This window comes from Mesobacillus sp. (assembly GCF_057785455.1).
Genome location: NZ_JBYNSB010000040.1, coordinates 15,218 through 38,484 on the forward strand (window position 1 = coordinate 15,218; position 23,267 = coordinate 38,484).

The 23,267-nt window shown below is 40.9% G+C and carries 30 protein-coding genes and 1 riboswitch; of the genes, 9 read left to right on the top strand and 21 right to left on the bottom strand.

Features of this window, described 5'->3' with window-relative positions; translation table 11 throughout:
- Positions 1–9: 9 nt before the first annotated feature.
- A complete protein-coding gene (locus tag AC3EBE_RS16125) occupies positions 10–642 on the top strand; it encodes a hypothetical protein (RefSeq protein WP_488596062.1) in 633 nt (210 codons plus the stop codon).
- A 332-nt stretch (positions 643–974) separates the two neighbouring features.
- Here AC3EBE_RS16125 and AC3EBE_RS16130 read toward each other — a convergent pair whose 3' ends face one another.
- From AC3EBE_RS16130 to AC3EBE_RS16150, 5 genes are all read right to left on the bottom strand, one after another.
- Complete coding sequence (locus AC3EBE_RS16130; RefSeq protein WP_488596063.1) at positions 975–1,520, bottom strand: VUT family protein; 546 nt, start codon at positions 1,518–1,520, stop codon at positions 975–977.
- A gap of 18 nt (positions 1,521–1,538) precedes the next feature.
- Positions 1,539–2,267, bottom strand: coding sequence for a 7-carboxy-7-deazaguanine synthase QueE (queE, locus tag AC3EBE_RS16135; protein WP_488596064.1), 729 nt, complete (start codon positions 2,265–2,267; stop codon positions 1,539–1,541).
- Positions 2,260–2,736, bottom strand: a complete 477-nt coding sequence (queD, locus tag AC3EBE_RS16140; protein WP_488596065.1) for a 6-carboxytetrahydropterin synthase QueD — start codon at positions 2,734–2,736, stop codon at positions 2,260–2,262. Before queD ends, queE begins: the two co-directional genes overlap by 8 nt.
- A gap of 2 nt (positions 2,737–2,738) precedes the next feature.
- Positions 2,739–3,392, bottom strand: a complete 654-nt coding sequence (queC, locus tag AC3EBE_RS16145; RefSeq protein ID WP_488596066.1) for a 7-cyano-7-deazaguanine synthase QueC — start codon at positions 3,390–3,392, stop codon at positions 2,739–2,741.
- 55 nt (positions 3,393–3,447) lie between these two features.
- Positions 3,448–3,490, bottom strand: a riboswitch (PreQ1 riboswitch).
- Between the two features lie 66 nt (positions 3,491–3,556).
- Positions 3,557–3,946 carry a hypothetical protein gene (locus tag AC3EBE_RS16150; protein ID WP_488596067.1) on the bottom strand — a complete coding sequence of 130 codons (390 nt, stop codon included), beginning with the start codon at positions 3,944–3,946 and terminating at the stop codon, positions 3,557–3,559.
- A gap of 177 nt (positions 3,947–4,123) precedes the next feature.
- Here AC3EBE_RS16150 and AC3EBE_RS16155 point away from each other — a divergent pair, with 177 nt between their 5' ends.
- Positions 4,124–4,663 carry a hypothetical protein gene (locus AC3EBE_RS16155; RefSeq protein WP_488596068.1) on the top strand — a complete coding sequence of 180 codons (540 nt, stop codon included), beginning with the start codon at positions 4,124–4,126 and terminating at the stop codon, positions 4,661–4,663.
- A gap of 46 nt (positions 4,664–4,709) precedes the next feature.
- Here the strand turns inward: AC3EBE_RS16155 and AC3EBE_RS16160 are convergent, their stop codons facing one another.
- The 6 genes from AC3EBE_RS16160 to AC3EBE_RS16185 are packed head-to-tail and all read right to left on the bottom strand — an operon-like array spanning position 4,710 to position 10,655.
- Entirely contained in the window at positions 4,710–5,642 is a 933-nt protein-coding gene (locus AC3EBE_RS16160; RefSeq protein ID WP_488596069.1) for a hypothetical protein, read from the bottom strand.
- 38 nt (positions 5,643–5,680) lie between these two features.
- Positions 5,681–7,588: a cupredoxin domain-containing protein gene (locus AC3EBE_RS16165; RefSeq protein WP_488596070.1), complete on the bottom strand. Its 1,908-nt coding sequence runs from the start codon at positions 7,586–7,588 to the stop codon at positions 5,681–5,683.
- On the bottom strand, positions 7,483–9,327 hold the full coding sequence (locus AC3EBE_RS16170; protein WP_488596071.1) for a multicopper oxidase domain-containing protein: 1,845 nt from the start codon (positions 9,325–9,327) through the stop codon (positions 7,483–7,485). The genes AC3EBE_RS16165 and AC3EBE_RS16170 overlap by 106 nt, the downstream gene beginning before the upstream one ends.
- A gap of 17 nt (positions 9,328–9,344) precedes the next feature.
- The gene (locus tag AC3EBE_RS16175) at positions 9,345–9,638 is read right to left on the bottom strand and encodes a hypothetical protein (protein ID WP_488596072.1); all 294 of its coding nucleotides are present in this window, start codon (positions 9,636–9,638) and stop codon (positions 9,345–9,347) included.
- A gap of 23 nt (positions 9,639–9,661) precedes the next feature.
- Positions 9,662–9,994: a hypothetical protein gene (locus AC3EBE_RS16180; protein WP_488596073.1), complete on the bottom strand. Its 333-nt coding sequence runs from the start codon at positions 9,992–9,994 to the stop codon at positions 9,662–9,664.
- A gap of 55 nt (positions 9,995–10,049) precedes the next feature.
- On the bottom strand, positions 10,050–10,655 hold the full coding sequence (locus AC3EBE_RS16185; protein WP_488596074.1) for a hypothetical protein: 606 nt from the start codon (positions 10,653–10,655) through the stop codon (positions 10,050–10,052).
- A 289-nt stretch (positions 10,656–10,944) separates the two neighbouring features.
- Here AC3EBE_RS16185 and AC3EBE_RS16190 point away from each other — a divergent pair, with 289 nt between their 5' ends.
- Positions 10,945–11,361, top strand: a complete 417-nt coding sequence (locus AC3EBE_RS16190) for a hypothetical protein (RefSeq protein WP_488596075.1) — start codon at positions 10,945–10,947, stop codon at positions 11,359–11,361.
- 27 nt (positions 11,362–11,388) lie between these two features.
- Positions 11,389–11,850 (top strand): hypothetical protein, encoded by a 462-nt coding sequence (locus tag AC3EBE_RS16195; protein WP_488596076.1) that lies wholly within the window; start codon positions 11,389–11,391, stop codon positions 11,848–11,850.
- A gap of 28 nt (positions 11,851–11,878) precedes the next feature.
- On the opposite strand, the gene AC3EBE_RS16200 is transcribed toward AC3EBE_RS16195, so the two are convergent.
- Positions 11,879–12,589, bottom strand: coding sequence for a nucleotidyltransferase domain-containing protein (locus AC3EBE_RS16200; RefSeq protein WP_488596077.1), 711 nt, complete (start codon positions 12,587–12,589; stop codon positions 11,879–11,881).
- 33 nt (positions 12,590–12,622) lie between these two features.
- Entirely contained in the window at positions 12,623–13,390 is a 768-nt protein-coding gene (locus AC3EBE_RS16205) for an SDR family oxidoreductase (RefSeq protein ID WP_488596078.1), read from the bottom strand.
- Between the two features lie 222 nt (positions 13,391–13,612).
- On the opposite strand from AC3EBE_RS16205, the gene AC3EBE_RS16210 reads away from it, so the two are divergent.
- Positions 13,613–14,122 (top strand): hypothetical protein, encoded by a 510-nt coding sequence (locus tag AC3EBE_RS16210; RefSeq protein WP_488596079.1) that lies wholly within the window; start codon positions 13,613–13,615, stop codon positions 14,120–14,122.
- A 65-nt stretch (positions 14,123–14,187) separates the two neighbouring features.
- Here the strand turns inward: AC3EBE_RS16210 and AC3EBE_RS16215 are convergent, their stop codons facing one another.
- The 3 genes from AC3EBE_RS16215 to AC3EBE_RS16225 all read right to left on the bottom strand — a co-directional run bounded on the left by AC3EBE_RS16215 (position 14,188) and on the right by AC3EBE_RS16225 (position 15,995).
- Positions 14,188–14,670, bottom strand: a complete 483-nt coding sequence (locus AC3EBE_RS16215; protein ID WP_488596080.1) for a PaaI family thioesterase — start codon at positions 14,668–14,670, stop codon at positions 14,188–14,190.
- 284 nt (positions 14,671–14,954) lie between these two features.
- The gene (locus AC3EBE_RS16220) at positions 14,955–15,554 is read right to left on the bottom strand and encodes an SAM-dependent methyltransferase (protein ID WP_488596081.1); all 600 of its coding nucleotides are present in this window, start codon (positions 15,552–15,554) and stop codon (positions 14,955–14,957) included.
- Positions 15,555–15,626: 72 nt separating this feature from the next.
- A complete protein-coding gene (locus AC3EBE_RS16225) occupies positions 15,627–15,995 on the bottom strand; it encodes a MazG nucleotide pyrophosphohydrolase domain-containing protein (protein WP_488596082.1) in 369 nt (122 codons plus the stop codon).
- 103 nt (positions 15,996–16,098) lie between these two features.
- On the opposite strand from AC3EBE_RS16225, the gene AC3EBE_RS16230 reads away from it, so the two are divergent.
- The 3 genes from AC3EBE_RS16230 to AC3EBE_RS16240 all read left to right on the top strand — a co-directional run bounded on the left by AC3EBE_RS16230 (position 16,099) and on the right by AC3EBE_RS16240 (position 18,601).
- Positions 16,099–17,436: an FAD-dependent oxidoreductase gene (locus AC3EBE_RS16230; RefSeq protein WP_488596083.1), complete on the top strand. Its 1,338-nt coding sequence runs from the start codon at positions 16,099–16,101 to the stop codon at positions 17,434–17,436.
- A 295-nt stretch (positions 17,437–17,731) separates the two neighbouring features.
- Positions 17,732–18,076: a cyclic-phosphate processing receiver domain-containing protein gene (locus tag AC3EBE_RS16235; protein WP_488596084.1), complete on the top strand. Its 345-nt coding sequence runs from the start codon at positions 17,732–17,734 to the stop codon at positions 18,074–18,076.
- Between the two features lie 93 nt (positions 18,077–18,169).
- Positions 18,170–18,601: a hotdog fold thioesterase gene (locus AC3EBE_RS16240; protein ID WP_488596085.1), complete on the top strand. Its 432-nt coding sequence runs from the start codon at positions 18,170–18,172 to the stop codon at positions 18,599–18,601.
- A 68-nt stretch (positions 18,602–18,669) separates the two neighbouring features.
- Here the strand turns inward: AC3EBE_RS16240 and AC3EBE_RS16245 are convergent, their stop codons facing one another.
- The 3 genes from AC3EBE_RS16245 to lepB form a co-directional block, all read right to left on the bottom strand.
- Positions 18,670–19,440 carry an alpha/beta hydrolase gene (locus tag AC3EBE_RS16245; RefSeq protein WP_488596086.1) on the bottom strand — a complete coding sequence of 257 codons (771 nt, stop codon included), beginning with the start codon at positions 19,438–19,440 and terminating at the stop codon, positions 18,670–18,672.
- A 358-nt stretch (positions 19,441–19,798) separates the two neighbouring features.
- Positions 19,799–20,563, bottom strand: coding sequence for an alpha/beta hydrolase (locus AC3EBE_RS16250; RefSeq protein ID WP_488596087.1), 765 nt, complete (start codon positions 20,561–20,563; stop codon positions 19,799–19,801).
- Positions 20,564–20,605: 42 nt separating this feature from the next.
- Positions 20,606–21,121 (bottom strand): signal peptidase I, encoded by a 516-nt coding sequence (gene lepB, locus AC3EBE_RS16255; RefSeq protein ID WP_488596091.1) that lies wholly within the window; start codon positions 21,119–21,121, stop codon positions 20,606–20,608.
- A gap of 154 nt (positions 21,122–21,275) precedes the next feature.
- Here lepB and AC3EBE_RS16260 point away from each other — a divergent pair, with 154 nt between their 5' ends.
- Positions 21,276–21,683, top strand: a complete 408-nt coding sequence (locus AC3EBE_RS16260) for a group-specific protein (RefSeq protein ID WP_488596088.1) — start codon at positions 21,276–21,278, stop codon at positions 21,681–21,683.
- Positions 21,684–22,006: 323 nt separating this feature from the next.
- Here the strand turns inward: AC3EBE_RS16260 and AC3EBE_RS16265 are convergent, their stop codons facing one another.
- Positions 22,007–22,375 (bottom strand): YbaN family protein, encoded by a 369-nt coding sequence (locus AC3EBE_RS16265; RefSeq protein WP_488596089.1) that lies wholly within the window; start codon positions 22,373–22,375, stop codon positions 22,007–22,009.
- A 125-nt stretch (positions 22,376–22,500) separates the two neighbouring features.
- On the bottom strand, positions 22,501–22,911 hold the full coding sequence (locus AC3EBE_RS16270; RefSeq protein WP_488596090.1) for a flavoprotein: 411 nt from the start codon (positions 22,909–22,911) through the stop codon (positions 22,501–22,503).
- Between the last annotated feature and the right edge of the window lie 356 nt (positions 22,912–23,267).

Sequence of the window (23,267 nt, forward strand, 5' to 3'; positions counted from 1 at the left end):
TGAAAAGTGATGGAAGCATTAATCTCTCAAGAAAGCCAGATGGCTGCAGCAGCTTTAATGGGGGCTTTCCATGGCTTAAACCCCGCCATGGGCTGGCTGTTTGCAGTATTTTTAGCCATTCATAAAAGTCAAAAACGTGTTTTGTTCCTCGCAATCATCCCGATTGCTACAGGGCAAATGTTAGGTGACGGAATTGTGGTAGCAGCACAGACAATTGCCAAGTTCCACTTTTCACCTTCAGCTGTCCAATATTCATTGGCTGCAATTATTGTAATCTATGGTACTTACAGATTATTTCGCTATTATCGGCATTTTCGTTGGGCAGGCGGCTTGAATGTCGGGTATGGCCAGCTTGTGATATGGTCATTCCTGGCATCCTCCACTCATGGTTCCGGCTTATTATTTGCCCCTTTTATTCTTAATGCAGGCAGTATTGCAGACCTGCTCCCCCTATGGGTCATCCATGAGATTGCTATGCTGACATCCATGACTGCTATTGCTCTTGCTGTCTATCATCTAGGGATCATGAAATTTAAAATGTTCCTGGTTAATTTTGAACTCGTCTGGGCAGTTCTTTTGATAGCTGTAGGAGTATTATTATTCATCATGGGTGATGCGCCAAACACCGGACATATTCATTAACTTAATTAGGGTAAAAAAAAGGTGCTGGAATCATTTTTCCAGCACCTTTTCTGATTAGTTAGATAACGCTTTTTTATTAAAACTCTGTTAAACTAGGCTGTTGATTTTCGTTCCAGGCGCTTCGCTTTCCTCTGAAAAATTATGAAAAAGCCCAATTGCCGGCTTTTTCAAGGGCGAATTTTTCTTGGGTCGTGCGCTGAGCCTCCTCGCCGCTTCGCTTCTGCGGGGTAAAATGGCCCCTTCTTTTCGGGCCATTTCTACCTAGGTCTCACCTGCCCGCTAGTCCCGAATGAGTCTGCGCGCCTGGAACGAAGAGAAACAGGGGTTAAAAATCAATATTCGGCATTAACAGAGTCTTTATTAAAAAGATTATTCACCGGATTCAGCAGCATTGCGCCGATTCCCTGTATGACTGTCTTGACTATTACCTGGCCAAGAATGGCTGCAGGCACGGCTTCCCATGGCAGGAAGTTTGCTCCCATCGGGCTTAGACCAATGATTACGAAAATGACTGAGTCTAAAAGTCCTCCTACCAGCCCGCTGTAGAAAACCCTCCAGCTCATCGGCAGCTTGAGTCTTGTGTAGATTTCCGTATCTGTTGTTTCAGCAACGGCAAAGCTTAAGGCTGATGCGAAAACAATCAGGAGTGTGTCACCCAGTATGAATGAAACGAGTGCAGACAAAGTTAGCGCCAGCCCGATAAACAGGTAGGTTTTCGCGCGGCCATATTTATTCTGTACCAGGTCACGGAAAATGAACGTTGCGCCGATCAGCAGAGTACCCATCGGAACGATGAACATTCCCAGTGTTAGCGGTGCAAAAGCTGCTGTTATGACATTCGCAGTAACGATTGATAATAAGTACAATAAAATCCTCATGTTGTTCCCTCCATATCATTAAACTCCTCGTTTATTGCCCCAAATGTAGGTATGAAGCTGTGGCAAAATCCTTGCATTCTTTAATTCGCTGTCAAACATGGTTTTGTTAATGAGTCTCTCATACTTTCCGATTAAGTCGGTCAAAAGGGTCTCGTTATTGGATGTAACGAGATCTTCATTCCCCACTTGCATAAAGAATGGAAGATGGGGGTATCGCTTGTGTACAAGCTTTGCATATTCATAGTCAGCGTCATTAAAAATCACGATCTTAATGCTGACATTTTTGTCAGATTGATTGCTTTGCAGCCTATCAATTATACCATCCAAAATCACAAAGTCCGTTTTCATTCCTGAACTTGGAGGTTTCGGCGAGATAGTTAGTTCGTCAATTTCGACAAACCATTCCTGCCATCTGCTCCCCTGCGTTTCAAGGCAAATTTTAATTCCATGCTTTTTCAGCAAATCTATCAAACCATCAAGACTTTTATATAATGCAGGATTTCCGCCAGAAATTGTAACGAAGGAAAAGGCATCACCGCCATGTCTTTTCAGTTCAGCCCATATTTCATTAGCTTCCATTTGCTTGATCAGCTCTTTCCCAGTTCCATCCCATGTAAAAGCTGAATCACACCAGGCGCATGAATAATCACACCCTGCAGTGCGCACAAACATCGTCTTTTGGCCAATAACCATGCCTTCTCCCTGAATGGTAGGGCCAAAAATTTCGATAACGGGAATTTTACTCATGCTCCATCCACTCCCGTCTGGCTTCTGCATAGCTTGTAGGAGTTTCATAGAGGCGGACGAACTCTACTCGTGCACCATGGTAAAACTCCTGTCTATTTGTTATGGATTCTGACATTTTTTCATATATCCATACAACCATGTTCTCTGCAGTAGTATTCATTGCGGGCAAGGTTTCATTTAAATATCTATGATCAAGGTAGATTTCAATTTCAGATTTCCAGATTTCCTTAATATCGCCAAAGTCAATCATCAGTCCTCTGTCGTCAACAAATCCGCTGATCCCAAAAATGACTCTATAGGTATGACCATGAAGATTTTTGCATTTTCCTTCATATTCATGCAGGTGATGGGCAGCATCAAATGTGAATTCTTTGCTGACCATCACCCGTTTTGAATGATATTTTAACTGTTCTTTTTTGATATCCTTATCCAGCTTCTGGAGGTCTTCCACAATACGGAAACCAAACATGCTTAGACAGCTCCTTTCAAGAAATCATCTAAGCCCTTTTTCCTCAGCTTGCAGGCAGGACAAACACCGCAGCCGTCAGCAATGATCCCGTTATAGCAGGTAAGTGTTTTTTCCCGGACAAATTCAAAAGCACCCAGGTCATCAGCAAGCTTCCAGGTTTCCGCTTTATTCAGCCACATTAATGGTGTGTGGATAACGAAGCTTTCATCCATCGAAAGGTTCAGTGTCACATTTAGGGACTTAATGAAAATATCCCTGCAGTCCGGATAGCCGCTGAAATCTGTTTCACAAACACCTGTTACAATGTGTTTTGCCTTCACCTGGCTTGCCAGCACACCTGCAAACGACATGAACAATAGATTCCTGCCAGGTACAAAGGTTGAAGGCAGCTCCCCATCTTCCCCGTCTTTCACTTCAATTTCGTCTCGTGTAAGTGCGTTAGGTGCCAGTTGATTCAGCAGGCTCATATCGAGAATGTGATGCTTGATTCCAAGCTCCTTGGTTATCGCCTGTGCGCATTCAATCTCTGTCCTGTGTCTCTGGTTGTAATCAAAAGTTACAGCTTCAATTTCAGCAAATTGCTCTTTGGCCCAGAACAAACAAGTTGTACTGTCCTGGCCGCCGCTGAAAACGACCACGGCTTTTTCATTTTTCATCAGAAAAATCTCCTTTTAACAGAAAAAAACAGCACCACTAAGACAGCAGTACTGTTTTCCCTTAGTTTTTTTGAGAGGGTAGCTAGAACCTCTTCCGTAAAAACGGATTATGTAATTTTTGACTCATTCATTTTATCATACATTTTATGAAAGAAAAGCTTTTCTTATTCCAAAATTATTTTTTTTGACTTCACTTTATCCTGATGCCTGAAACGAAGTGCGGACCATTTTTCATCGACGGCTACATTGCTTACTGCCCTGTATGGAGACAGCTCCTGCACTAATTTGAACAAGCTGTCGCGATTTATGTCAGTCTTGACCTTTGAGCTTTGCTTTTGATAGGTGATCCAGAAGACTGCATCCCCCTTCAGCAATGGAAGCGTCTTTGGAACCCATTCTTTGACTTCTTCACTATTTTTCACGAAAAGCTGAACGAAATCATACAAACCTTCTTGATCTGAATGAGTTTCAATCCCTAGTTTATATCCTGCTGGCGGATTGAAAACGGCAGCGGTGCCTTCTTTATATTTCATTTTTTTTAAAAGATCTTGCATTTAGATCGATCCCTTCTTCCTAATATATAGTTTAAAAGTAATCTATCCTGAACTTTGCGGTCAAGCATTGCACTTTTAGCAAGAGGGCGTTTGCATAAGCAGAAGCTTAATACAAGCATACAATGATTACAGGCAAAAATGTATTCGCAGCAGCACCTTATTATAAGGAGGGAAACAATGGATATTCAAGATTACTTTTCAAAAAGCAGAGATATTATTGAAAAGGCTCTGCCATTCCTGGAGGAATGTGATGACCCAAATTGTAAAAATGAAGATTCACCATTTTCACCAAACCATTCTTGCAGCAGCCATACTGATTCATCTTTAGCAGAATCTAGTTCGAGGGAAGAACACGGCTGCCATAATAAGGATGGATTTTGTGAGCTGCCGATCATCTTTGATCGAAGGTATGACTTTCGTTATCGCGAGCTATGCAGCAGGAATTTCAGCCTGCGCCTTGGCGGATTAAGGAATCGGATGGCTTCAAAGCTGAGGCAATACCTGGGTTGCAGTGTTGAGCTGGGTTACGAATGTGAAAGCACGGTCAAGAAGCTGAAAGGTGAAATCTCGTTTGTAGGCACTGACTTTGTTGAGATTAGTACCAAGGGTAAAGAAGAATTAAATAAAGCCGAAAAGAAAATACACCGGCATTCTCACAAGAAAGGCAATCATTCCATGATTCCTTTTGATTCCATCAACTGGATAAATTTTAAATGAAGCCAAAGAAAAAAGAAACGCTTGAAACAAGCGTTTCTTTTTAAATTCAGTTTTTTATTATTAAGCATAAAGATTCAGCGGGAATATTCGCAGAAGTGCCGCCCGCATTATCCAACAGGATGCTATCATGATCGATTCCCTTCAATATCCCCTGTATTTCGCCCTCACTTGTACGAAGAGTTAATTTTTCACCTGTAAATCTCTTTAAATACTGTAAAAAATGGATCCTGAAAAAAAGCTGGATTAATTCAGGGTCATTCGCGACTGTTTCACCGAAATTGAATGTCAATTCTCTCCGGAAGCAAGGATCTATATCAATTAAGGCAGGATCATGGGCCGGTGGCTCGTATTTCTTTTTGGTCAAAACAAGGCATATTTTGCTTAACGGTATAAGCATGATTTTTTGCTTACTTGTCAATTCTACGAAATTACGGCCGACTAACTGTACGGTTCCTTCTATAAAATCCTTCTTTGGTTTTTTTGATTTTCGCTGGTGTTTATACTGGAGGATTTTCTTCTTCCCCCTTTTTGTTTTCGGTCTTTTTTTAAAATGAGGGTTTTCGCTCATTTTCAGCTTTTTATTTACAATTTGTTCAATATGTGAGACCTCATCTTCGGCTCCTTGAGTTTCGTTTATATCCTCTCCGGCTTCTTGTGTGCAGTTAATTTTCACCTTCACTTTCTTTCCCTTTAGACCATCAAATAAGACTCTCCGGCCATGCTCCTTTTGCTCACCTGATAAGCCAAGATCCAGTAGAAGACGGTTTGCCGCATCAATCTTTTCTTCCAATTCATGCAGCCTTTCTTCCGGCAGACAAGAGGTCGGAGACGGAAACCTTGGTGTTTCGATGATTTCCGGACAATTTTCCGGGATACAAAAATCATTTCCGGGATTTCCTTCAGAAGAACTGCTCTCCAGGAAATCAGATGATGACTCATGTTCAACTTCAGGTTTTTCAATCTTATGCCTCTTTTTCATATTAATTTACATCCTTTCTTGTCCGAGGCTGCAAGTGGTTAATCTTCAATTCTAGGAAGATGATCCTGAAGGTCGCGGTGGACCCTGAAAATTCCCCACATTCCCTGTTCGATGTCCCAGCGGATATTTCCTGACCTGTACATATAGTCACCAGGGAAATTGAAAATGCCTCCAGCTCCGCCGATTAACGGCAAGTCATCTGTATGGCCAGCGACCATATGGCCAATAAAGGATTGAATCCGTGAGTCCAAATCCTTGGTGTCAAACTTCCAGTAATGGCCATGCAGATGAAAGGTATGAGATCTCCTTCGTTCCGATGGAATCGTCAAACGGAATGTAACCGGCTCTCCTGGATAGGCCTCGAAAACAGGTGTTGCAGGATCCCCAAATATTTCTGAAGAAAAAAGATCGTGAAGAGTACGGTGTTTTCTGTACCGGTTTATTAATCTTTCACTTCGGTAGTTAAACCCTCTTGAGCCATAATCGTATGTGTCGACTTCCTCTAGTACCTCTGTATCTGGTATAACACCTTCAATGGGGTCAATGATTACCTTGCCGTTCTTATCCTCTAAACGGACACCATCATGCATGATAAGCACAAATTCCCGTATATCAGGCAGAAGAGGATTCCTGAGGACAACACTTTCACCGGTCTTTACTTTTTTATTTGAGTAAGGGTCATGATAGGTTGAAAATCTAGGCTCTGCAATAAAAGCGCCGAATGTTCCAAACGATCTGTGATTCCTTAAATCAGCCATATCCCACATTGAACATGTGCCATATTGTCCATCTACATACCATCTGTAGGTGATTGTCTCCCCTGGCCCTACTGTCTGGTCATAGTTATAGCCAACTGTATCGCCGCTGGAGGTTTTGACATCATAGCTTAGTAGACTAGTATGAAGTGAAATCCGCAATGAAGGCGGATAAAAAGCCTGTTCCTTAACCGGTGGATACGGGTGGATTCCGTCGGGGAATGGGAATAATTCTTTTTTCAGCCTGCTTTCCAGAGTCACTTCTACAAGGTCGCCTAAATTTGCCCTCAGGATTAGTGGCACTGGTTTAATCTTTCCAGAAAGAATATCATCTACATCATCTCTTAGTGCAAAAATAATTCCATATGGATCATGGTCCCCATATGAGTTGTAAATAATATCAGTCTGGAAGGCTACAACATCGAATTTTTTCACTGGAGCACCTGGATAAGCATCTGGAGGGAGACTTTTTTGCGGGTTTGCAAGTTTAGGCGGTTTTCCAGTTGGTTTTGGGAGAGGTGTTGTGCGCTTTGGAGGCACCTCTCGGTCTGGGAGAGCAATAAGGTCATCTACCTTTTCGCTGAAGGCACGGATCAATCCCCAAGTACCAAGCCAGATATCCTCCTCATCCTCAAATGCCCATAAATAATCACCTGATTCAGGAATTTCCATTTCGAACGTAAAGGATTCAGAGATGCCGATATGCTGCTGTGCCTTCGTAGATGAAGACAGATCCGGGCGTTCTTCCTTCCACTTCAAACCATGCAAATTGAAGCTGTGTGACTCCTCATGTGCACCCTGTATGAGCCTGATTCTGATCGGATCCCCTTCGTATGCACGCAGGATTGGTGTTACTGGGTCGCCATGTACATAGGAACTGAACGAATATGCCGGATCACAATCCTTTCCAAGCCTGAATTGTAATGGTTCACATTTATAGTTAACTCCGAATACCCCGGGATCATCCTCTGATCCTGGAAATGCAGGGGGCTGTATTGGGCAGCCATTTTTATCAAATAACATGGCAAAGTCGTGCACAAAAAGGGTCTGGTCTCTGTAGTCAGGTATTAGCGGATGCTCAACAGTTACCTGGGTGCCATGGTCCACTTCTTTTCCAGTACAAGAATCAAGGAATTTAGAAAACCTTGGCTGGATGACGCCTGCCCCAAATACACCATGATGCTGATGCAAATTGGCAAACAAGTGGTCATGGAAGAAGAAAGCCTTAAGCTCTGTATCCGCAAACCATTCATAACGAATCGTCTGGCCAGGTAAAATAGAGCTGTCATAATTCCAGCCAACGTTGGCCCGTCACAAACGAGAACATCAAACTTAACGAAATGGATATGAAAGCCGTTTTCATAAGTTCTGGAGACAAGCTGGAAGGCATCGCCGTCAAGTATATGCGGTACGCGGTTAGTATAATTGATTCTTATGCAGGTCCCTGCCGGTACGTGGAAAACTAGAGGCTCTGGTTCTTTCTTCCCGGAAAGGATATCATCTAAGTCTTCATCAAATACATAAAAACGGGCTTTAGGATCATGCCAGCCCTGCTTGTTATACACAACGGGCATCTCTATTAACGAGATATTGAATTCAACAACGACAGGATTATCAAGACACGAGTCTACAAAGACTGCTCCTGGTCTCGCGTTCGGTACCGCGGCATTCTCTTCCAGGACCGTCATTTCACGACCGCCGACGATGCCGAGAGGTGGTCTCGGCGCCTTGAAGCCTATCTTACCAGGAATGAAATTAGGAAACCCTGGTCTTTGAGGTGTTGGTTTTGGAGGCATCGGCCGGTCTGGCAATGGCTGAAGTGCTTCGATTTTCACTCCATTTGGATAGCATTGAGATCCGTCCTGGAGTGTGTCGAAAACCCGGTTGATTCCCCACATCCCTGCTCCGAAGTGGGGATATAGATGACAGTGGATGATGGCATCACCCATTGCTCCCTGAAGACTGCCTAATCCGTAAAGTGGCTGAATTGAGTAGTGGGATTGGGGGCTAATTGATTGTGCATCGAGGATTTCTGCTTCAATATTTTTGGAATCTCCGAGCCATTGGTGTACATGATAATGAAATACATGAGTTTCCTTTACACCGCCGTGGATCAGCCTGATGATTGCCGGGTCTCCTACATAACCCCGTAGAATGGGGGTTGCAGGGTCCCCAAAGACCCAGGAGTCATGGTGGACCTCCTCTGAATCACAATCCGGGCAGACGACTCCCTCTTCGATGAGTCTTTTCCGGTTTGTCATTGGCTCATAGCGCAAATTGACTCCATGGAATGATCCAGCTTCCTGGTTGGTCATAGGATTCAACGGAGCGTTGCCTGTCAGGTCCTTAACTTCCATCTCATCGTTAAAGAACCAGGCATACTCCCTGAATGACGGCAGAAAAGGATGATGGATGTCTGCGAAGGCACCGCTGTTGATTGGTCCGCCTGTTACAGGGTCTGTCCAGCTGGATCCCCTTTTTTGAACAAGAAGCGCGCCAAACAGCCCCTGGACGCTGGATCCTTTTTCAGTGCTTGAAACATTACCAAGATCAGTGAAAAAATAAATACCCTCCTGGGAGGCATTCAGCCGATAAAGGATTTTATCACCTGGTCTTACGGTTGTATCCGGATTATAGCCAACATCAGCACCATCTGAGGATAGCACATTGTAATCTGCTTCCTGAAAGTGCATCCCTGCTGAAAATGAAAGCTGGTTTTCAAAAAGGATGTCCACTACGTCTCCCTCATTCGCCCTAATGGCCAATGGCTGTACAAGGTCAACAGGCTTGAAGGGATTTTTGCTGACGAGTTCCTTGAGTTTACTCTCATTTTCTTTTAAAACATAGATTCTTCCATTTGGATTGTGATCACCAAAGTTGTTTACGACAATTCTTGTGGAAATGGCGACCACATGATATTTCCGTATCATTTACTTCCCCCCTTCATTTAAAAATCATCGAGTTCAGGAATTTTTGGTGCACCCGGACGTTCAATGTAGAAAGTCTCAATGTTGTGAATATGAATAAACCATGATCTGTTTTCTAGCTGGGCAAAATGCGTTGTTTCGACATCTATTTCGACAGTATCCCCCAATACCTTTTTGATCGTCCCAATAAAAAAGTAGGGATAGGATGGAGAAAGCAAGAAAGCTTTATGGTTTATCCCATTTTTGAAGTGCTGAATTATTGCTTGGTCATGAATTTCGTTTACATCAGTCATTTTTGAGAAATCCATTGTCATTGATAGGCCTCCTTTGAATTGGATTAAACAAGCGGAAATCTCATAGAGCAATCTACATCTGTGGTAAAATGGGCAATTTTCTCAAAGGGAATAGAAATAGGAATTGGAAATTTGTGAAATGGTGCATTCAGCAGTTTGACAGTTACGGGATGAAGAGTAATATGTCCTGGTTCGACTTCGGCTACTTTACCGCAAAAAATAGGCCTGAATGTCTGGCCCAGCAGATTCAGCTGAGCTGATTCAGTAATTACCAGGACCTGTGTTCCAATCAGTGTGTTAAATAGCTCTAATAATTCGTCCTGTATCTCTGATGGATCAGGTACGGAACCTAATGAGTTCAATAACTCATCATTCATGAAAACTCACCCTCTCTTAGGTTAAATTGTATTTTGCCAATGGCTTGCAGCAGTATCACAAATTAGCCAGTGTCTTTAACATGTTTTTGCCTGCCATGTACAAACGTTGGAAGAACCGCAAAGAATACAGAAGCAGAATGGAATCCCAATCAATATTGACCTGAGTGAATCCATTATCCAAAATGAATCCTTCCTCAGTAACAGAACGGATTCTGCCAGAAACATTTTTATCCTGCATGACGGCCTTAACCCACATACCCTCCAGGTTTTTTACATTTGTCATGAATGTTTCCTCAAAAAACTGCCGAATCAGTACATCTCTTTTTGCCACCGTTTCACCGAAATTGGTTATGAGCTTCCTCTTTAAATCATTGTCATAGATAAAATTTTGATGAGAATTTTCATAGTTCGGTACACCTGAGGGAATATTTGCTGATTCGATTGCACTATAAGGAATCCATATTCGATCCTTTAGGTTGGTGAGCAGAACAAAATCCCTGCCTACAGTCGTTACCTTGCCTGTAACCACAAGTGAATCATCATTGCTCATATAAATAATGACCTCTTGATTCCGTTTCATTTTAAAAAATTTCTTTAGAAGAATCGGCTTTTTTGCTTCGGGTATGGAATTGATTACTTTTTGCAGATTTTTTTGTTCCATATACTCCATGATGATCCGGTTCTCTTCCAGGGAAGTGGCACCAGGAGGTGACGTGATAGATTCCCCGCGTTCATGTATGGGATCGGTTTGTCTTGACTCATTTTTTCTTCTTTCTAAAAGAACCTTAATATAGTCAGAGTGGCGCATCCCAGTTTTCAGAAAAACCCCTCCTTTTGAAGTCGTTTCTCATTATCGTATGAGAAGATTTCACTAAATGCGATTGAAAATGGAAAAATATTGAAACACCCAAAAATCCATAGTGCATACAATAATGGGGAGGTGATGATTCTTGCCAGACTGGATCATTGTTTTTTATCTGATAAATTTTTTATCTGCTTATGTCCTTTACATTTACCTATACAACCGCAGGAAGCAGATTGGGTTTCATTTTGGAATGAATATCGCGATGGTTGCGGGAGGCGCGATGGCTTTGGGAGCGGGAATCATTTTTATCAATCTTTATCCCTTGTATTTCCTGGAGGCAACTTTATTTTCAGTCATTATTGGCAGCCTGACAGGAATATTTTTTGGAAATCTATTTGACTATCAAACGCTGCTGACAGGCTATATTAATGGACTGATGATGGGAATTATGGCTCCAATGGTTGGTGCAGCGGCTTCAGAAGGAATTCTCTTTGTACTGTTCATAGAAATATTTATTTTAAGCAGCTTCGTATTAATAGCTTCTTTCGCCCATCGCAGCTGATGTCTTTGGTGTTGGAGGTTTTTAAACATGCAAATAATTTTAATAGCAACTACTTTCATTAATATTGCATTTGGTATTTGGGTCTATTTTGCACTTAATAAATCGAAGTTTTTGTTTAGTGAAAGGTTTGCATTTATCTCCACCTTGTCAGCGAGCAGTACCCTTAGCCTTGTAGCTGCAATGAATCTATTTTTGCTGTTTCCATCTGATTTGGAGATTATCGCTATTTTGAATTTATTGTTGGGGATTGGGATAGGCTGGCTTTTTGGGTCACTGGTAAATGTTCAGACCCTCATTGCTGGGTTTTATAATGCGGGGATTGGTTCGATAATGGGAACCATGGTGGGAGCAGTTGTAAAGAATCCGGCAATTTGCGGTCTGCCTTCATCGCTCTTCACAGAACAGGAAATAATTATTTTCTTTGCCTTGCTTAGCATCTGTATACAAGGAATCTCTGCAGCCTTACTGAAGTTTTCTTTCCGAGTGTAACAAAAGCAGCCTGAATTGGCTGCTTTATCTATTTAATCGAAAACCCTTCGAAAAGCCTTCCGCCATGTGATTCTAAAATGTCCTCGGCCAGCCTAATGACCAACTCTTTTTCTCCATTTTTATAGAAAGTATCAAAAGCTCTTATAAACTGTTCAGTAAAACCAGGGTCAAAATTCTTTAATTCTCGAACTATCCATTTTGAGCTGCCAATCCAGCATCCGTTAGTTCTCAATACAAACTCATGCAGCAGCCCAGCTAATGTACTGGCTATGAACAGTTCTTCTGCCCTATTGTTTGTCCCAATAAAATCATCGAGAGTGTCAGTAATGAGATACCTTTTAACATTTATTTCCTGGCTGCTCCAACTTTCAGGACCTTTCTTGATCAAAGAGTCAGCCTCCTCCCTAATACCTCTGAGAATCGCATGATCTCTGATGACAAGTCCTTCTTTCACCATCCTGGGCAAGCTAGGCCGGGCTCTTTTTATATCGCTCATGAAATAATCCTTGCAGGAATCCAAATTATGTACAAATACTTCTATTGGCCAGCCAAATGCCATTTTTGATTCCCTGTATGCTTTGGGTAAACTCCTATCAATAATAACAATATCGAGATCAGATGTGCTGGTCTCTTCCCCCCTGGCTACACTGCCCGCCAGTAAGGCAGCATCGCATTCTGGAAAATTTTCCTCAACAAACTTTTTAGCAGCTTCACAGGGTTTTATCTTAACATCCTTCATTACTCCCTCTCCTTCTAACAGTTGTGGAAATCTTTAGCGAATAAATCCGCCTTCTGAATGTAATATCTGTCCGGTGATCCAGCCGGCTTCTTCACTGGCTAAAAATTTCACCAACTTAGCAGCATCCTTTGGCTTTCCTACTCTGCCAAAAGGGAATCGTGGAAGCAAATTCGCTGCTATTTCTTCCGTCATCCATCCAGTGTCAGTGGGCCCTGGATTTATTGCATTTACGGTAATGCCGCGCTGAGCAAGTTCTGCGGATAAGGTGATTGTCAAAGCATCGATTGCTCCCTTTGTTGTTGCATACGCCAATTCCCCTGGCATTGCCCCCTTGAATTGTCCTGAAGTCATATTTATGATCCTGCCGCCAGTCGTTTTGTTAAACCTTCTGGCAAATTCAATGCTCATTAAGGTCGTAGCACGGATATTGACAAGATAGTGCCTGTCAAGCTCATTTGGGGTAAGTGACGAATAATCATTGCCGGTTGAGTAGGCTGCATTGTTGACGAGGACATCGGGAATGCCAAATTCGTTATACACTTTTTCAAATAGCAAGGAAGGTGAAGAATCCTTGGTTAAATCGGCCTCCCAATATGATGCACGCACTCCCATATTTAAAAGCTCTTCTTTTAGCATAAAAGGTTCAGAGGCTTCAATACTCCAGGGCATTTCTTTGTCGTATTCAGTCCAGGAAGTGAAATACAGGTCATATCCTGAATCAGCCAGCTCTCGGCAAATTGCGGCCCCAAGTCCTTTTAGTCGGCTCGCACCAGTAACTACAGCTATTTTCTTTTTATCCATCGCATTCCCTCCTAATTTAATCCAAAGAGACACTTACCATTATTAGTCATTTTCAGGCTGTTGTCGACTAACAGACCTAAAAGTTGAGAATCGTGAATTCTTGCGTCTTCCCTCCCCCTTTCATTATTGGAAAAGAATCTGGAGATTCATGACCTGCAGGTTTACTTGAAAATACAAGTGGTAACTAATCCATAGGCAGATATTGAATTAGGAGGTTGCTTTATGCCTTTATCTATAAAACAATTGTCAATCCCGTTTAGCTTGGCATTGCTGTTGGGGGCTGGCTGCAGCAGTGAAGAAGCCGAACAAGGGGTAAAAAAGCTTGAAGAGGAAACTGAAAATGCAGCCCAGGAAACAACTGAAAAGTCAAAAGAACTAACAGAAAAAGTTAAACAGGAAACACCGGGTCTTATCCAGAATATGAAGGACACATATAAAGAAAGTGAAAAAGAGCTAAAAGACAATACTTTACAAAAAGGCGAGCAGGCAACTGTCAAGAAGGATGCTTACCTGGCCGTCACTTCCGAAGCTTATGATGAACTTTATCAATTGATTGAGGTCAATGACATTCATGGGATTGAGAAAATCGTCACCGATAATCAAGTCATTGAAATTAAGCAAGGCAGTGAGGTAGAGATCGTGGAGAGAGAGATCCGCAGGATAAAAGTAAAAACAAAGGATTCAAGTGAAGAAGGCTACTTGCCTTCCACAATGCTGAAACCGGAAAATTAGGTAGAAACAGGCCCTGATATTTTTAACTCCAGGGCCTGGTTTTGTAAGTCATTGGTATCGGGCTATTATTTAGCAGTAAAGCTGCTGGGCATGACCACAGCCATGACTTCTCCTGTGGCACACAGCACATCGCCCGCATATACTTCGGCCTCAACCCGGAATTTCTTAGGGTGGATCTCATGTACGGTGCCAATGGCTTTTAATTCAGTTCCATGTGGTGTCGGCTTCAAGAAATCGACATGCAGCGAAGCTGTGACGAATCTTGGAGGTTCGGCTCCTGATCCAGGCTCATTTCCGTTTTTCCGGTGCAAAGCCAGTGCTGCCGACCCAGTCCCATGGCAATCTACAAGCGAGCCAATCAAACCGCCATATACAAAACCAGGCATAGCCAGATGTTCAGGTTTTGGGGTGTATACAGTAATGGTCTTATCCCCTAGCCAGCCCGTCCGAAAATGATGGCCTTGTTCATTCATTCGCCCACATCCATAGCACCAGGCAAAATCTTCAGGATACTCATCCTGGATGGCATTTACTACTTTCTCTTCCATAGTTAGTCCTCCCTCTTCCTTATGCCTTATATAAGGTTCTGTAAAAAGAGTTAGATTCCTTCAAAGAGATTAAAATTTAAAATTAATAAAGAAACTTGCTGGCTGTAATACACAGTTGCTTTTTAGCTTGATGGCTTGCAGCTTCTTAATTTCTGCCGGGGTCTCACCTGCCCGCTGAATCCTGAAGGAGCCTACGCACCTTCCACTACAATCAACAGCGTTTAAAAAATACTACTCCCAGGTTTGAAAGAGCCTAAACTTATAATCTCTCCCGCGGATGAATATTAATATGACAGCCGATAAACCAGAAAGCGTTCATGGGGATTTTTGTCTGGCAGAATAATCTCTTTTACCAGTGTAAACGGAGTTTGTGTTTCGAGGAAAAAGATATAATCCTCAGATGGGTAATATAATATGACATCTACTTCCCTATAATTTTTTTCGACTGACCTCATAATATTTTTGAGTACATTCATAAAGATCTGGACGGAAAAAGGGTTAAAGAAGTAAAAGCGATTTTCTGCAGGGCTGATTTCATATTCCTCAGCCAGACAGCAGATAAACTGGATTTTTTCTCGTCTATTTCTGTAGTTCTTCAAATAATGCTCTTTGTTTTCCAGTGCCTCATGGAAAAAAGCCTCATCCATTTCGACGCCGACAGCGCTAACGTTAAAAAGATAATTGGAAAAGAAATTCAGTCTCCCCTTTCCAGCCCCGAAATCGACAATTCTATCCTTTGAATCCAATTTATATTGTTTGTAAAATAAGTCCATAGCGCTATAGGGAGTTGGTTCGTATTTATGGTAATGAAGAGATTTATGGAAACCCTTCTGTTCACCAGTGGTTTTCACGTTTAACATCTTATCATATAGGTGTTCCATCATAATTAAATCTCCTATTCCATCCACATAATTTCTTATTGAATATATCATTTTTTCCACAGAAGTGACTAATGTCTATAAATCTTTATTCTTCCTTGCTTTTACCTCTGCCATTTTTTCAAAGAAACTTTCTTCCAGATCGATGTCAAAGTAATTGTAAAACTTAATTAAATAAGCAAGGCAATCCGCAAGTTCTTTGCCAATGTTATCTTTTACATGTTTTTTTGCGCTTTCAAATGCTGTTTCCTTGTCCATCCCAGCCATGATATCCTTCTGTGTCAGGTTGAATGCCTTCCTCAATTCTTCAGCAACTTCAGCAACTTCTGTCGTCAATAGTAAATAATTATTCAGCAGGGATTCCCGGCTTTTTTCATAGTTCTCTTTATTGATTTCCCAGTTCATATCTAAGTGATATTCTTTCATGAATTCCTGAATGTCTTTCATTTCCACACCCCATTAGGTAGAATTGTTCTTATTATGTAATAATAAAAATTTTTTAACTATAATGCTAGTGCATTTTGATAGGTGGAGTCCGGGGGTTGAAAGAATGTCATCAAGAAACTATTCAGGAAAAAGAGCAATTGTAATTGGAGGCAGTATTGCAGGAAAACTCGCAGCCAGAGTGCTTTCCGAATTTTTTAAGGAAGTGGTTATTGTAGAAAAAGAAATGCCACCGGATAAAAGCCTCCCCCGAGGAAGTGTGCCACAAAGCTCGCAGGGACATGTCTTGCTAAAAAGAGGCGAAGAGATTCTTGAGGAGCTTTTTCCAGGCATTATTGCTGAGATGGTAAGTGATGGCTCAACCAGTTCGGATTTTGCCGGAGATATCACCTGGTTCCACCATGGCTGCCAAAAAATCAAGTATACCTCTGATGTAACGATTGTACAGCAAAGCCGTCCTTTTCTGGAGTGGCATGTCCACCGGAGGCTTGGACAGTATACAAATATAAAATTTTACAGTGGCTTCAAGGTAAAAGGCCTAATCTTAAAAGGCCCAAGTGAGCTTAAAGGAATACAGCTTGAAAAATCAGATGGAAATGGATTCGAAATGCTTGGAGATTTAATAATCGATGCATCCGGCGCCGGGTCGCTTACCCCTCCATGGCTTGAGGATCTGGGGTTCAGCAGGCCGAAGAAGTCACAAGTGAAAATTGATTTGTTTTACGCGAGCAGGGTTTATAAAAAACTGGCTAAGGATAAATATGATTGGCATAGTCTCCTTATTTATCCTAATCCTCCTGCAATGCCGCGCGGAGGCAGCATTTCACCGATTGAAGGCGGTGAATTCCTTGTTACACTTCTGGGGTATGGTGTAAATGAAGTACCGCTTGTGCACGATGCTTTTTTAGAATATGCCAAAACCCTTGATCAGCCCATCTTGTATGAAGCAATAAAGTATGGCAAAGCAGAATCCGAAGTAAAGGTTTATCGTTTCCCGGCACTCCGTAGATATCATTATGAAAAAATGGCTCAAATCCCCAATGGATTGCTTGTCATCGGGGATGCCATATGCCGGATAGACCCTGCTTTTGCTCAGGGAATGAGCATAGCGGCAATGGAAGCAATCGCTTTAAGAGAGCTGCTGAGTAAGTACAGCGACAAGAAAAAGCTGACTCTCAAATATTACCGTAAACTCAGCAGGATACTTGAAATTCCCTGGTTAATTGCCTTGACAGAGGATTACAGGTTTAAATCGACGACCGGGAAAAAACCTGTGTGGCTTCCACTTCTTCAATGGTCGGTAAAAAAAGTTGTGCATGCATGTACTCACAATGAACGCGTTTACCGGCATTTCATGAACGTCCTGCATTTAAAAGCGCACCCGGTTAGTCTCTTCAAGCCCAGGATTTTATTTGATGTCTTGATAAGAAATAAGACACCGTAATATGTAATTTACGGTGTCTTCATAAATTTTAACCGACTTGTGTCGGGTTCAGACTTCTGAATAAATCAGAGTTATGCTAGTAGTTCCTCGAAGACTATATAATGTTTTATCTTTATAAAAGGTATATCTATTAGAAATATGACATAAAATGGAGGATCAAGAAAAATTTTGTGGGATTTCCCAAGTCGATAATGTCCCTTTATGTCAATTAATGTGTTAGGCTTAAGGAAATACATCTTACAAGGGCCATTCGACTTTTCTTAGTCACCCCCTATTTAGGGAAGGAGAGCAAGAAATGGAGAAAATCAGTGTTTTCATGGATGACTACAGAAAACCGCCAGATGGATATGTCCTTGTAGAAACTATTGATGAATGTCTCCTCCTTTTGAGGAATTGTAAAATTGACCATCTGTCCTTAGATCACGACCTTGTCAGTCATACGAGAAATGGTTTTTTGTTAGTTAAGATTATGGTAGAAGAACACCTCTTTGCTGACAGGATTACAATTCATTCAGCCAATTCAGTTGGCGGTAAAGCAATGTTCAACTGGTTAAAAAAAGCGCAGCACGACTTCCTTATGCCTCGGTCCATCAAGATTATTTTGCGGCCATTGCCTCTTCACTCCATCAAGAAATCATAACTTCAAAATAATACAGCCAAATAATTTGCTATTTATATAGAGGAATTCCCCATTCCTTTCACGAAGATGTTCAAAAATGGGGAGGTTATAAAATTGAAGGATAGGGAGATTCATCAAAAGTACAAGGATGAAATTATTTCGATTCTCGAAAAGGATTCCTATGCAGCTTCACTTGGAATCAGACTAATTGAGCTCGGAGAAGGTTCTGCCGTGGCAGAGATGGAAGTATTGAGCCATATGCTGAATATGCACGGAACCCTTCATGGGGCAGTCACTTTTGCTATTGCTGACTTTGCTTTTCAAGCAGCGTGCAATTCATATGGCAGGGTTTCCGTCGGGCTGAGCACAACAATGAATTTTATGGCTCCCGGTCAGCCAGGATCCATTGTAACAGCTTCGGCTGCCGAGGAGAAAAAGAATTACCGCACAGCCTGGTATAAAATTAAGATTGAAAGCGCCGGAGAACTTATTGCAACAATGGATGCAGTTGCATATCGCAAGGAACAATATTTTGTCGGAGTTTAACGAATTAGCAAAGGACCAATTTTTCGAATTGGTCCTTTTACTTTTATTTATATGGGTATGACATCAGGCTATTTATATAAAAAGCTGAAAATGGCAGGGATTCTTTCACGCCAGGCCAGTTCATTATGGACGGCACCTTCAGCAATGACAAATTGAACATCCCTTACTTTTTCCTTCAGCAGCGCGAAAACAGATTCACTTGAATCAATATACCGCTGGCTGTCAATTGAACCTGATGATTCATTTGTCCCAACGTCCAGATAAAATTTCTGGATTGATGATAGATCGCTTTCCCTGATCAAAGCTTCAATTTCTTCCTGCGCGAACCAGTATGCTGAAGAAACAGAAGCTACTCGTTTGAAAATGTCAGGATATTTACATGCTGCATATGTAGATATCAAACCGCCCATTGAGCTGCCTGCCATTGAAGTCTCATCAGGAATCGTCCTATATTTTTCATCGATCAATGGTTTTAACTGGTGAACAATGAATTCAATATATTCCTTCCCTTCACCGCCCACTCCATCAAGTTCTGGTGCGAATATATTCCTCATTTCCGAGCTTGCCCATGGAGAGTATTCATCAAGCCTTTTATATCCTTCATTGCAGTCAATTCCAACGACGATCATTTCCAAATCACTATTATCGAGATAGTCAGAAATCCCCCAGGACATGCCATAACCAGCATCCTCATCACGGTATAAGTTTTGGCCATCATGCATATAAAGAACGGGGTAATATTTATCAGGCTGTTCTTTATATTGTTTTGGCAGGTACACCCTCACCTTCTTCAATCGATTGAGTGCAGGTATTTCTACTTCAAAATGTTCAAACATCATAATCCTCCTCTGGGTGAAACCTTTAATGTTATTTTCACATTCTCCTCCATGGAAAATATGTTTCCTATTAAAATTTGTGTTTTTTGATCTGCTGGTTAACTAAAAGGCTAATAGATTACCTCTACTCGCAATTTTTCGTTCTGCAGGTCAACTAGAAGCACTATAGTTTACCTCCGCCCGCGATATTTCGTCCTTTATGGCATCTAGAAGCTCTTTAAATTACCTCAACACACTTGCTATCCCTGGCAGCTAGCATAAAACTAAATAGAAACCGATCCTTACGGAATGCGAGACGATTATAAATCTGAAAATGAAAAGGGTCAAGGTTTAGTAGTCTTCCTGTCATATTAAAAGTGATTTACTGACAAAAGTAGCTGATGATATCGGGAACCCTTTTCCTGAATTCAAGATAATGATGCTGGCCTCCTTCAATGATATTGAATTTCACATTTATTTTTTTATCTTTCAAAATTTCATATATAGCTTGATTTGATTCAAGAAAACCCTTGCTTACACTTGGATCATTTTTACTTTCAGCTGTCCCAGCGTCGAGATAAAATTGTTCCAGCTGACTTAAGTCACTACTTTTCAGCAGCTTTTCTATTTCTTCCTGATTTCGGAAAAATGCAGACGATATAACAGCAATATTACGAAAAATATGCGGATATGCACAGGCAGCGTAAGTGGATATTAAACCTCCAAGTGAAATACCTGCCATAAATGTTTGATCCACAGTGGTTCTGAATTTTTCGTCTATAAAAGGCTTCAACTCATTGACGATAAAATCGACATATTCCTTTCCTTTTCCACCAGTTGGATCAATTTTACCAAGAAGTTTTTTACTATATTCACCATTTTTCCATGGACAGTACTCGTTCAGCCGCTCTTGGCTATTTTGATCAATTGCTACTACAATAAGTTCAATTTTGTTTTTCTTAATGAAATCCTCTAATTTAAGAGAATGGCCTCCGATTGCCTCGTCATCATTAAAAGCATTTTGTCCATCATGCATATAGAGGACTGGATATTTCTTTAATTTTTGATGATAGTTTTCAGGCAGTAACACCCGGATCATTCTGTCTTCATTGAAAGCTTTCATTTTTATTTGGAATTTCTCAATCATCCTCATCAGCCATCTCTCTATGTTTATTGTTCATGCTTCTCTTTACTCTAAGGAGCGTACGTTTTTAAAAGGAAAGAAAACGACTCCGCTTTTGCCTATGATGCTGCTCTTCTGGATAAACCCTAATCCATTCCTGCTGTCCATGCTATGCAGCCGATTATCGCCCATAACAAAGAACTTTCCATTTGGAACCGAAAGAGGTCCAAAATCGCCTGTCAATTTTATCCCGCTCGAAATGGCGATTTTCCTGTTTTCACTTAGATAGGTTTCATTCATACTTTTGCCATTAACAAATAATTCATCATTCTTCATCTCCACGGTATCACCAGGCAGGCCAATGATTCTTTTAACATAGTTTTCTTGCTTGCCTTTAATTATGACTATTTCTCCATATTTAACATTTCCAGCAGAATTGAACTTGTTAACGAGGATTTTCTCGTGATTATGTAATGTAGGTTCCATCGAGGCGCCTTCCACTGTATATGGAGCTAACAGGAATGTCCTGATCAGAAAAGAAGTGAATAGCGCTAAAGCCAGTGATTTACCCCACGAAATCATTTCATGTTTCGTTTTTGTTTTAATCAAGTCAGCACCCCTTTACTTTTTGTATAGAAATATATATTCGGTTTAGGTTTAAAAGTCTCCTTCTAAGAAAGTTGTCTGCTTGATTGTTAATGGTAAAATATCTATATATGTTGAGGAGGATGGGGATATGAAGTTTTATGTAGCTTCAAGCTTCAGTAATATCGAGAATGTTCGCATAGTATCAAAATTTCTGCAAAATCACGGATTTTGCCATACATATGATTGGACTAAAAACAATCGGGCAGATTCAATTGAATTACTTGCAGACATCGGGGAGAGTGAAAAAAAGGCTGTTGCAGTCTCTGATATTCTAGTGATTTTACTTCCCGGAGGAAAAGGCAGCCATATTGAAATGGGGATTGCCCTTGGGCTGGGAAAAACAGTTTATTTATATTCTTCAAAAAAGGAGGATTTTGAAGATTACAGCCTGACCAGTACTTTTTACCATATAGAAGGTGTAAAAAAGTATGTCGGGTCCATAGAAGCATTTTTAAAATTCATTGTTACAGAGGAAGCGAGTTCACTGTTGAAATAATCCTGATTCATGGTGAGTAAATCACTCTTATATGTTAAAAATAAAACTTGTACCCATAAGGAAAAGAATGATGATATTCATCCAGACAAATAACTTTATCATGAAGATGCCCCACGGCTTTCTTTTTAGGGCAAGGAAAAAAATGAACAACTGAAAAAGGAAGCCGGCTATATGCTGGATAGATATGTCTTTTGTGAATAAGGTATATAAAAATGTTGCCAGGAAAATGAAAAAATATAAATAGATATACCCTTTTACTATTTTTTCTTTCCGTTCTTGTTCATGCTTGAATTCATACATGGTGATTCCCTTTCATGTTCCTGTCAAAGAGTATTAAAGGATAAAATGTAGGCGCTGACTGAGACTGCGACAATGACCAGGATTGCACCGATCAGGAAGCCAACATCCAATATTATAATCGTAGCGCAAATGGACAGCCACATCATAATAAGACTTATAATCTTATTTTTTTTCGTTATTCCGTTCTTTTCGCGGAAATCCTGAATATATCTGCCAAGCCATTTGTTCCGTATCAGCAGTTGGTAAAGTTTATCTGATGATTTCACATAGCAGAATGCCCCAAGCAGGATGAGAGGCGTTGTAGGCAAAAGGGGGACAACAATCCCTATCATTCCCAGGGCAATTGATAGAGTTCCTATGATGATGAAAATTACCTTAAAAACGAGCTTCATGCTTTCCCCCCTGCCGCCTGAAAATCCATTTCATGCTGTTTCATATTGGCTATAATTCTATGTATGTCTTTAAGTCTTTGAAGTCCTTCTCGAGGCAATTTGCTTCTGATTTAAGTTCAGCCTAACTAATTGTACCTTACCACAGCGAGTTTTTCGATTGAAATTCCTGTTTCAATATAGCTTCTGATTAGTCTCCAGCCGAAGTCATTGGTAAAGGTTTGGAAGAATAAGCTTCCTGTTTCCAGTGGCTGCTTGTTAATGATCAGTTCTGCTGATACGATGGCCAATACTTCGTTTTCTCTTAGTGGTAAAATGGAATGTATGTTCAATTTCCATTCACCATTGTTCTCCTTAACGAATTTGAAGCCCTGCTCCCACCCTCTGATAGAATCTTCATAACCAAAATCAAGTATTTTACCTGCTGATATTTCCCTTGCCTGATAATTTGGAGAAATGATCTCTTGCATATCACCTAATGATGAATTTTTCCAGCTTTGAATATAAGAGTTAAAAAAACTGTTAAACGAAGCGTCCATACCCTGTATCCTCCCTTCAATCTAGATAAAATTATCCAATACCTTTTATACTTTTACAATTTATTTTACAAAGAAAAAGAGGCTGGGACAAAACCCACCTCTGAGATGAAAAAGCCGGTGAAATTTTACGACAAGTAAAATTTCACCGGCTTTTGATTATTTATTAAATAGAAATAAGGACCCCTTCTGATAAAATAAAGTTACCACACAAAATTCAATCAGAAAGAAGGGTCCTTATGTTTAAAGATTATAACATGAATCAAATAGTTTTACCTTTAGATTTAGCCATTAAATTACAAGAAAATGATATTGCATTCTCCATCCACCATTTGGTCGAAAGTATTCCAGAAGAAGCC